This is a genomic window from Streptomyces kronopolitis, from assembly GCF_050953795.1.
In the GTDB taxonomy this organism is placed as follows: domain Bacteria; phylum Actinomycetota; class Actinomycetes; order Streptomycetales; family Streptomycetaceae; genus Streptomyces; species Streptomyces kronopolitis_A.
Map to the genome: position 1 here is coordinate 54966 of NZ_CP191854.1, position 9451 is coordinate 64416.

At 72.0% G+C, this 9451-nt stretch carries 13 protein-coding genes; all 13 read left to right on the top strand.

Going from position 1 to position 9451, the window contains the following annotated elements:
- Positions 1–25 precede the first annotated feature (25 nt).
- The 13 genes from ACQP17_RS34650 to ACQP17_RS34710 all read left to right on the top strand — a co-directional run bounded on the left by ACQP17_RS34650 (position 26) and on the right by ACQP17_RS34710 (position 9440).
- Positions 26–823 (top strand): hypothetical protein, encoded by a 798-nt coding sequence (locus ACQP17_RS34650; RefSeq protein WP_433860240.1) that lies wholly within the window; start codon positions 26–28, stop codon positions 821–823.
- A gap of 86 nt (positions 824–909) precedes the next feature.
- The gene (locus ACQP17_RS34655; RefSeq protein WP_433860241.1) at positions 910–1740 is read left to right on the top strand and encodes a hypothetical protein; all 831 of its coding nucleotides are present in this window, start codon (positions 910–912) and stop codon (positions 1738–1740) included.
- A gap of 62 nt (positions 1741–1802) precedes the next feature.
- On the top strand, positions 1803–2219 hold the full coding sequence (locus ACQP17_RS34660) for a hypothetical protein (RefSeq protein WP_433860242.1): 417 nt from the start codon (positions 1803–1805) through the stop codon (positions 2217–2219).
- Positions 2220–2347: 128 nt separating this feature from the next.
- Entirely contained in the window at positions 2348–2977 is a 630-nt protein-coding gene (locus ACQP17_RS34665) for a hypothetical protein (protein WP_433860243.1), read from the top strand.
- A 2-nt stretch (positions 2978–2979) separates the two neighbouring features.
- Positions 2980–3279 (top strand): hypothetical protein, encoded by a 300-nt coding sequence (locus ACQP17_RS34670; RefSeq protein WP_433860244.1) that lies wholly within the window; start codon positions 2980–2982, stop codon positions 3277–3279.
- Positions 3272–3628 carry a hypothetical protein gene (locus ACQP17_RS34675; protein WP_433860245.1) on the top strand — a complete coding sequence of 119 codons (357 nt, stop codon included), beginning with the start codon at positions 3272–3274 and terminating at the stop codon, positions 3626–3628. The genes ACQP17_RS34670 and ACQP17_RS34675 overlap by 8 nt, the downstream gene beginning before the upstream one ends.
- Positions 3629–3630: 2 nt before the next feature.
- Complete coding sequence (locus tag ACQP17_RS34680; RefSeq protein ID WP_433860246.1) at positions 3631–4737, top strand: hypothetical protein; 1107 nt, start codon at positions 3631–3633, stop codon at positions 4735–4737.
- Positions 4738–4885: 148 nt separating this feature from the next.
- Positions 4886–5689, top strand: a complete 804-nt coding sequence (locus ACQP17_RS34685; protein ID WP_433860247.1) for a hypothetical protein — start codon at positions 4886–4888, stop codon at positions 5687–5689.
- Positions 5690–5825: 136 nt separating this feature from the next.
- The gene (locus ACQP17_RS34690; RefSeq protein WP_433860248.1) at positions 5826–6800 is read left to right on the top strand and encodes a hypothetical protein; all 975 of its coding nucleotides are present in this window, start codon (positions 5826–5828) and stop codon (positions 6798–6800) included.
- A 93-nt stretch (positions 6801–6893) separates the two neighbouring features.
- A complete protein-coding gene (locus tag ACQP17_RS34695; RefSeq protein WP_433860249.1) occupies positions 6894–7670 on the top strand; it encodes a hypothetical protein in 777 nt (258 codons plus the stop codon).
- A complete protein-coding gene (locus ACQP17_RS34700; RefSeq protein ID WP_433860250.1) occupies positions 7667–7963 on the top strand; it encodes a hypothetical protein in 297 nt (98 codons plus the stop codon). Before ACQP17_RS34695 ends, ACQP17_RS34700 begins: the two co-directional genes overlap by 4 nt.
- On the top strand, positions 7960–8457 hold the full coding sequence (locus ACQP17_RS34705; RefSeq protein ID WP_433860251.1) for a hypothetical protein: 498 nt from the start codon (positions 7960–7962) through the stop codon (positions 8455–8457). The genes ACQP17_RS34700 and ACQP17_RS34705 overlap by 4 nt, the downstream gene beginning before the upstream one ends.
- The gene (locus ACQP17_RS34710) at positions 8454–9440 is read left to right on the top strand and encodes a DUF6884 domain-containing protein (RefSeq protein WP_433860252.1); all 987 of its coding nucleotides are present in this window, start codon (positions 8454–8456) and stop codon (positions 9438–9440) included. Before ACQP17_RS34705 ends, ACQP17_RS34710 begins: the two co-directional genes overlap by 4 nt.
- Positions 9441–9451: the final 11 nt, after the last annotated feature.

Sequence of the window (9451 nt, forward strand, 5' to 3'; positions counted from 1 at the left end):
CCGTAAGCACCCGGAGGACTCCGCCATGACCACCGCCGTTGCCGTCGACCATCGCACCATGCTGCTGGCGCTCAGGGCCGCCATACGCACCGCGAGGCAGAACCCGGAGCCGTCGACCCTCGGCGCGCTCTCCCGGGCCCTGCTGGCGCTCCCCACGGAGTCGTTCCACTGGAGCCTCGAAGACGGTCATCAGCGGGTGCTCAAGGCGGTCGAGTTCGCCGAGGGCAGTCAGCTCTTCCCGCGCATCGACCACATGGACGACGCCGTGACTGACCTGACCCGGATGGTGCCGAGCTGGACGCCCGCGTACGCGACGGTGGCGATGGCGGACACCCTGCGGCTCCTGGCCGTGTGCCACGACCGTCGGGCCGACATGGAGGATCGCCCGCTCGATCCCTGGTCACGGGCGGCCGAAGCGGGCACGCGCCTGGTCGCCATCATGCTGCGCCGTACCGATGCCCGGCCCGCTGACGCCCTGATGGTGCGCACGGCCGCAGAGTTCGCCGCGCGGATGCGGATGGCCGTCGCCTCCGGCGCTGTGTTGGGAGCGTCCAATCTCGCCAGTGAGGCCGCACGCGTCTACCGGCTGTTCCCCATAGGGCCCCGTATGCCGTTCGAGAACGGTGGCTCGCCCGGATGGACGCGGCGCGTCGGCGGCACCACCTACCGGTTCGAGCTGCTGGGCGTCGACTGGCACCACCCGGACTACCCGCACGGTCGGGTGGAGGTCCGCATCCCCGGCTCGTACGAGGTCGTCCGATCGTTCACGCTCACCGCCCGCACGAGCCGCAAGGCGATCGACCGCTTCGTCAGCTCCCTGTGATTCCCCCGGCGGGGCGTGCCGTCCGTGCGCCCCGCCGGCCCCCGCACTCCATTCCCCACTTCGTGAGCCCTATGGAGGACTCGACCATGACCACCGCCGTCCGCACCGCCCTGTACCCCCTGATCACCGCCGGGCAGTCCGCCGTACGCGACACCGAGCGCCGCGCCACCCCCGAGGCGCTGCGCACCATCGACGGGGTCCTGTGCTCTCTCCCCGTCAACGAGATGGACGACCAGGCGGACCGCATCCTTCACGCCGCGATACGGGCCGTGTCGCTCGCCGAGGACGCCGAGGAGTGGACGCTCCTGACCGACGTGGAGGAAGGCGTGTCCCGGTTCCTGCATGAGCCGGACGGCGCCACGATGGAACACCCCGCCGTGCGGGCCCTCGTGCTCCTCACTTCCCAGTGCGGCAACCGCTACGGCGTCCTCGTCGAGGACCCGGTCGAACTCCGCGCGTGGCAGGCCTCGCCGGAGCGGCAGGCCTGGAACCGCGCCTTCCTGCTCGGGCTGGAAGCGCTGCGGGAGCTGGGGGCCGCGATCAACGGTTCGGCCAACAGGCGCGCCCTGGACAAGGCCATGACCGAGTTCCTGACCTCCGTACGCCGCGCCATCCCGTACGCGGCCCTGTACGAGGCGCGGCGGGCCCTGGTGGAGGCCGCGCGCGCCTACGGCCTGTTCGTCATCGGGATGCGTCAGCCCATGCCGACGAACGGCCGGTGGGAGTGGGCGCGTCGCATCGGCTCTGCGACGTACCTGTTCGAGGTCGAGTTCCCGCACATGGACGGCGACCCGTACGGCGCCGTCGCCGTCCGGAGGATCGCCGAGGACGGTACGGGCGCCCCGGTGCGGTACATCCCGCTCGGCCCCGACGAGGAGCGCCGCCGCGCCGTCACCGAAGCCCAGTACCGCATCTGACCGCCCGCCGGCCGGGGGGCTTCCTGTCTCCGCCCCGGCCGCTCCACCCGGAGGGAACTCCCGTGCTCTACCTGCCCAAGAACGTTCACGTCTGGTTCGTGCCGCGCTCCGACCGTGCCCTTCACCGGCTGCTGATCGAGGCCGAAGAGCTCGACGGCGTCACCCTGGTCGACGTGCCGCGCGGTCGTGACGGTGCTGCGGAGCTTCCGCACATCAGCGTCACCGACCCCGTGCTCCTCGGCTCCAGCTCCGGCCACTTGCGCCGCCCCAAGGAGTGGGCCGCGAGCACCATCCGCTTCCGCATGGCGACCACGGGCGGCACCGGCGCTTCCCCGGCGTACCGACTGCGCGAGTCGACGCGCGTGTACGAGGTTCCGGCCGCTGAGCTGGGCGACATGGCCGAGTTGCTGCGCCGCGCGGGCAATGAGCAGCGGGTCGTGAGCGTGCCCGTGCCGCCGTGGGTCGCCTACGTCCGCTGAGCCCCGCCGCCCCGGGGCGCTCGTTCCCCGGGGCCGGCCCGGCGCTTCCTTCCCTCGGCCGTGCCCATCACGGCCGTGAGCAGGGCGCACCGTGCCCCGCCGTACCGAACCTGACCAGGAGAACCACCGTGTCCGTTGCCACCCTGTCCGCGCCGCCCGCCCGGTCGGCCCAGTTCCCCCCGCCGGCCGTCCCCCTGCACTTCGCCGACGGCGACCGCTACAAGTGGACGCACACCGGAGACGTGTGGACCCGCACCGCAGGGGTGTGGGTGCCTTCGTCGCAGGACGACCCGCGCGATGACGGCACGGGCACCTGGACCGACGTGGAGGTGAGCGAGAGCCTGAGCCGTGCCGTTGAGAGTTGGGACGTGCGGAAGAGGTTCGTGCCCGCCGAGCCGCACGGCACCCTGCCGGGCAGAGTCCTCGCGCAGCCGCTCTTCCCTGGCCTGTTCGCGCTGCCGCCCGTCCGTGACGCCGCCCAGTACGTGCTCGACCACCAGGGCGCCGGGCTCGTGCCGCTGCGGGAGCTGGTGGCCAGGCACGACGAGGACAGCGCGTACGACATTGCCGCCGTCATCAGCGGTACGGCGATGACGGACGTGCTGACGACGATGGTTGCCGAGCACTTCCGCGCACGGGCGACGTACGACGAAGCCGCGGGAAGGGTGTACGTCCACTACCTGCGTCCGGCGGAACAGCCGGGCACCGTGAAGTGCCTGCACGTGTTCGTGCTCGCCGCGCCCCTGGCGGAGGCGTAGCCATGTCGAACGTCAAGGAGCGGGACGACGTCGGCGACGTGCTTTTTCGGGAGTTCGGCGAGTACGTGAATGCCCTGGTCGAGGCGGGCGAGCCGTGGAAAGAGGTCTGGCACGTCAAAGCGTGGCTGCCGGACACCCGGCTGCGGTGGCTGCACGGCCGCTTTCAGCTCGCCCGCGAGATGGCCGGACTCGTCGGCGTCCGGCTCACCGACGCGCAGATGACGGAGGAGCAGGAAGTGCGCATGGCCCACCTGGAGATGATCCCGGGCGGCGTGCCGAAGCCGTTCCCCTCCGATGGCTGAAGCCCCCAGCTACAGCCCCGGCGACCGCGCTCGGTGGGCGGCTGGCGTGGTCGCCGCCCGGCACGAACTCGCCCGCCGGCTGCACGGCACCGTCCAGTTCGGCACGTTCGTCGAGACCCGGAACGCCCGGGTGCTCGTCGCCTACGGCGCCCGGCCCAACGTGCTGCGCCTGACCGTCTCCCGCTTCGACGGCGCCGCGGCGCCCGTGTCCGTGGAGATGTACGTCGACCAGGCCGACGTCTCCGTTCTGGCCGCCGTCGTGCGCGCCGTGTCCCGGCCCTGGCGGCGGGCCCGTGCGGGCGCCCTGTTCCTCCGCCTCACCGAACCCTTCCAGCGAAAGCAGGCCTGACCATGACCAACAGCGTTCCCCGCACCGTTCTGCCCTCCGTCAGTTTGGCGGCCCGGGTGACGACGCTCCTCGCCCGCACCTTCCCCGAGTACGTCCCCGGGGTGGAGTACGAGGGGTTCCGCGTCGAATCGCTCGACACCCGCGAGCCGCGCCGCATGTTCGTCCGGTGGCACGGCGGCACGCCTACCCGCCCGGTGTGGACGCACGGGCCCGCCCTCGGCCGTGAGAAGTACAGGGCTCAGATCGCCGAAGTCCTCACCCGCGAGGGATACGCGGTGACGTGCGTCCCGGGCCGGATGGACGTGTACGTGAGCGACCGGCCGCACGACACCGCCGGCCCCCGGTTCGCTCCCGTGGCCAACGATGTGCCGTTCACCGGCCCGTGGCTGGTCATGGACTTGTGGACCCGCGCGCACGTCGCGTTCGCCGACACCGAGGAGGAGGCCGCGGCGGAGGCGATGCGCGCCGAGCGGCGCCACGTCCTCACCGACGCCCGCATGGTCACCGCACCGGAGCTGTGGGACTTCCTGGAGGGGGCGGACGCGGTCTTGGGCGACGGGCTGACGTGGCTTCGCCGGGAGGTCCACAACGTGGTGCGGCACACCGCGCCCGTGCGGCACGAGCGCATCGACGCCGTGGTCGACGTCGCGAACGCGCTGCGGCGCGGTGACAGATGCTCGGCGGAAGGCCGGTTGGTCGGGTACGAGAGGCCGTACCCGAGCGCGGGGGAGGACCGGCCGGACATGTACTCGGTGCACTGGGTGCCCAAGTCCGCTGCTCCGGCAGTCGGGTACTTCCCGGGCGCGGGATGGCAGCGGGGGCCGGAGGTCGCCACGGCGATCACGCTGCTGATCGAGGCGGGGCTCACGCCCGTGCGCTACGGCGAGTCCATCGGCGGAGGTTCGGTCATGTGCGAGGCGGACGGGTTCATGGTGAGCGCGGCCGACCCGTCGGACCTGCGGGTGCCGGGCATCCACATCGACGGCATCGGGAGCCCGTCGGCGGATCAGACGGCGCGCGCGCCCGAGGTGTTGCGCGCAGCCAGTTGGCGCGTCGAGGGCGACCGGGGGTGGCCCGGCGCGTGGACGGCATTCCCGCCGGCCGAGTAGCGCGGTGCGGGGTGGTCGGGAGGGTCCGGAGGAAAATTCCGGGCCCTCCCCCACCTCCACCCCTTGGCCTGGTGTACAGTTTTCTTTGTTGGACGGCGCGAGCGAGCCGCACAACGAACGCTCCGAAACGACCAGAAAGGGGACACCCATGTCCTCTCCCACCACCATGCCGTTCACTGCCGCGGCCGTCATGGACGCCGCCCGCACGGTCCTCGGCACCGGATGGATGACTTTCCCCGCCCACAACGGGCGCATCGAGGGAACCGTCCGTTCCCACCACGGGCACGACGTCTCCGTACTCGGCGCCGAGCGCGGGTTCCTCTTCACGGTCGGGCTCCTGCCCGACGGCACGCGGTACGAGCGGGCGACCGCCCCCGGGGCGCAGACTGCCGCCGCGTACGGCAGTGCCCTTGCCAACCTGATCACCCGGGACCACATCCCCGCGCACAACGCCCGTAGCGCCTCGCGGCTGCATGTCGGCAAGCTGCGCGCCGCCTTGGTCCACGAGTCGGCAACCCACTGGGAGTTCGGCGCGGCAACGACCACGTGGAAGGTGCCCGGCGGCGGCCGTGGGCGCCACCACACCCGCCCGCACCCCCGTGGCGCCGGTGATCCGCCCGGCGGCCCTGCCGCCGAATCGTGGCTGCGCCTGAACGGCCTCAGCGCCGATCAGGCCGTGACGGTTCTCCGCGCGATCCAGACCGGCAACCGGGACAAGCGGCAGCGTCAGCCGGTGTACGGCGGCCTCGCGCAGCGGATGAAAGCAGCGGCCCCCGGCCTTCGGCCCATCGACACCTACAACTGGCCCAGCCTCGGCGGGAAGTGCACCACGTCCCTGTGCGTCGATGACGTGGTCAAGGTGGAGCTCCACTACGGCGGGCGGCCCGACGCCGTGAACGTCATCGTCACGGGCTCCGTCGACAACCAGCTCCGGGCCGCCCGCGCGCTCTGACCCCGTACGGCCGCCGCTCCTCCCCGGGCGCGGCGGCCGTCCCCTCACCCCGGCATTGGCCAGGTGTACAGAATTCCTCTTTGGCCGACACGAGCGAGTCGGCCCCCACGCTCCGCCCAACCAGAAGGGCACCACCATGACCAGCCCCGGCGTACTTGCCGCTCTGCCCACCAGGCTCCGCAGAGAAGCGCAGCGGAAGGCCGAGCAGCGGCGCATCCGCGATGCGCGAAGACTCGCCACCATTGAGCGCGCGGCCACACGCATGACCATGAACAAGCTGCGCACCAAGGCCGATGGCGTACGGCGCGAGGCGGCCGAGCAAGACACGTTGAGTCCGCTGTACCCACCGACGGCCAAGGTCCGGAAGGACAGGGAGGAGTTCAGTCGCCTCGCGGACGCTATGGCCGTAGCGAGCGCGCATGGTGCAGCCGCCCAGGTCGCGTACGAGTCCGCGGAGCTGGAACACGCCTGGTTCCGGCGCAAAGCGGCCAAGGAGGACGCCGGCGGCAGTGCGATCGCCGCCGAGCTGGCTCACGGTCTGCGCGACGTCGTCGCCCCTGGGTACGCCGTGACTCAGCTGTGGCGGCGTGAGCCGGGCAAACCCATGGAAGTGATCGACACCCACTTGGTGAGCAGGAGCCGGGCGCGGTCCCTGATCAGTGCATGGTTCAGGTCCTCCGACGGGTGGGTACTGCGCGACTCCGACGACCGGCTGTTCGTCGCCACACCCACGATGGTGCTGGAGCTGGTTCCCACCGACATGGCGCCCCCGCAGACCGAAGCAGACGTGCTGCGGGCCGCTCTGGAGTCGTACGGCTTCCCCGCCTTCGACGACAGCGAGGGCGGATTCACCTGTCTCGCGGTTCCGCTGGACCCGAGCACAGCGGAGATCGACGTCTACCGGGGCACGCACCTGCGGATCTCCTCGGGGGAGCACGCCGACCGCGTCGCGTCCCTCCATGACGAGGTCTGGGGCGCTTCGGTCTACGGCGCCGACGGCGATTACGTGACCACGCTCGACGCCGCCCCGGCCGGCTCGACTGTCGCTGAGGACTCCGCGTTCTGCGCCGGGCGCGTCGCCGCGTACGCCGCCCTGGTCACCCCGAAATAGCCCCGGAGCGCCGCATTGCCCGCCCGCTTCTCGGCACGGGCGGGGAGGTGCGGAACCCCGGTTCCCCCTGTCCCAGAACACCGAGAGGTCACCATGCCCACCACCGTTCCCATCGCCCCTGACGACGCGGTCTTGTCCGCCTGCGAGGACATCGGCGTTGCCGCCTTCTTCGATCCCGGAGACCGCGTGATCTTCGCGCACCCGACCGACGTTCCGCAGTCGGAGGCGCTGAACGGCATGCACATCATGATCGCCATCGAGGAGGCGACGTTGCCCAGCTCCGAGGCGCCGCCAATGCGTGTGTCCGCCTGGGTGCCGGACGGGCCACCCGACTTCTGCGAACTCGGCACCGTCTACGCCTCGGACGGGGGACACCCGGTCGCCGAGGAAGCCGCCCGCTGCGCGCGGGCCGCCGCCGACTGGCTCGCGGGGCGCATGGCCGGCCTCCTGCTGCTGGAAGCACTCGCCGAGTACGGCATCACCCCGGGCAACGGCCTGTCCATCACCTACTCCAGCCACAGCGACACCTACGACGTACTCCTGCCGCTCCCACGCGCCGGGTACGCCCGGCTGGTCATCGCCGACCGGGACGGCTCTGTCAGGCACGTCCCTGCCGCGCACACCGGCTGGAGCATCACCCTGCACGACGAGCACGGTGAACTGGTCGGGGACCCGGTGCACATCTCGGGGGACGGCACTCCCCTGGACTGCGCCGAGGACTCTGCCGCCACCGCAGCGTTCATCGCCGACTTCATCACCGCCCCCGTCTCCCGGCACTGCGACTGCTACGCCCAGGACGGGCACTGGCGGCGGCACGACCGCGAGTGCAACCGGTACACCGCCCCGCGCGCCGTGCGGAGCGCGGCATGACCGCCGCGGCGCAGTGCACCGTGCACCGGGTGCCGGACCGGCGCGGCACTCACACCGCGGCTCTGCCCCTGCCGCCGTGCGGCGGCGGCACGGAGTTCGGCGTCTGGGAGGAGGGCGCCGGCGGGTTCGTCTACACCGCCGACTGCGCCACCGACGCCGGGAACTGGGCCGTCGACCTCTTCGCCGAGGACCCCGAGGCAGAGCTGTCCGTCAAGGCGATCTGCCGGGACCACGCGGAACAGCCGGCCGACTCCTGCGAGGACTGCTACGGCGACGCGGACAACTCGCCGTGATCACCCGCCTGGAGACGTGGTGGTCCGTCGGCGTGACCAGCTTCGCCCAGGACAACGGCTACGCCGAGTCCGAGGTCCCGCGGGAGCTGATCGGGTACGTCACCGCGTCCGTCACCGACATCAAGGCCCTGGACGAGGCCGAGGGCTGGGCATACGACGGCGGCCTGACCCATCTCCAGGTCCGCGACGGGCGAGTGCACATGGCGCTCGCCTTCCGCCTGGAGGTGGAGCGCGAAGCGTGGGCCGCCGTCCGGGGCCTGGACCCGCGCGGCCCGGTCCGCCTCGACTTCGCCGAGCACATCGCCCGCGAGCTGATCGGCCTGCCGTCCGTGTGCGAGACCGACGCGGTGATGACCGCGCGGTTCGCCGCCGGCCGCGGGCCCACCAGCCGCACCTGGACGTGGCAGGACCGCCACCCCGACGCCCGTGATCTCGGGCCCCCCATCCACCTCCCGGCCGTTCCCGGCCGGGCCCCCAGGAAGACGAACTCATGACGCTCACACCGACCGGCGCGCGCATCCTCAACGCCAACGAGAACGGCATGGTCTCCGGACACGCCGCAGCGCTCGCCAAACTCGAAGCCGACGACCTGGTCATCCCGCACCGCGACGAGGGCGGCACCCACCGGATGACCGAGGCCGGGTGGGCGGCCCTGGACGCCTGGCGCCAGGCGCACCCCGAGCGCGGCACCGGCTCGGACCTGCCGCCGATCCCGCCGAAGCTCCCCGCCAAGCAGCACGAGGCGGTGCTCACCGCCGCGCGGCGCCCAGACCAGCTCGTTGCCGGACGCGACGACCGGGCCTACTGGAAGGGCGAGACCTGGTTCAACGGGCGCACGCTCGCTGGGGTCCACGCCGCCGGGTACGCCGCACCGTTCCCGCAGCCGTGGCACCGCGGTGACACCAACTGGGGGACGAGCGTGGGCGGCTCGCTGCATCTGACTCCGGCTGGCCGCGCGTACGCCAGGGTGCGCGGGAACATCAAGGTGGACCGCCGCAAGGTGGTGATCATCGCGTGCGGTTTCGAGAAGCGCCCGATCCCCGAGGGCCAGCGGCACGGCTGGCCCGCCGGGGAGCTTTACACCGGGGGCTATCACCGCTCGCTCCGGCTCGCGGCCGACGCCCTGACCCATCCCGACCTGATCCTCATAGCGTCCGCGATCCACGGGCTCGTCCCGCTCGACCGTCCGCTGCACCCGTACGACGTGACCCTCGGCGACGAGCGGGCGATCACCGTCGAGAAGATGGCCGGGCACACCGCCGGCTGCGGCCTGTTCGACGCTGACGTGGTCTTCCTCGGCGGTCAGGAGTACACCGGGCTGCTGCGCCCGTCCGTCCCGCACCTGCTGGCCCCGCTGACCGGCGGGATGGGCGAGCACCGCGGGCAGTGCAAGCAGGCCCGGGAGGACTCCACGGTGCGCGAGATGTGGTGGAAGCAGGCCGCGGCGCTCTTCGAGGAGCACCATCCCGCTCAGTGACCAAGCCGCCG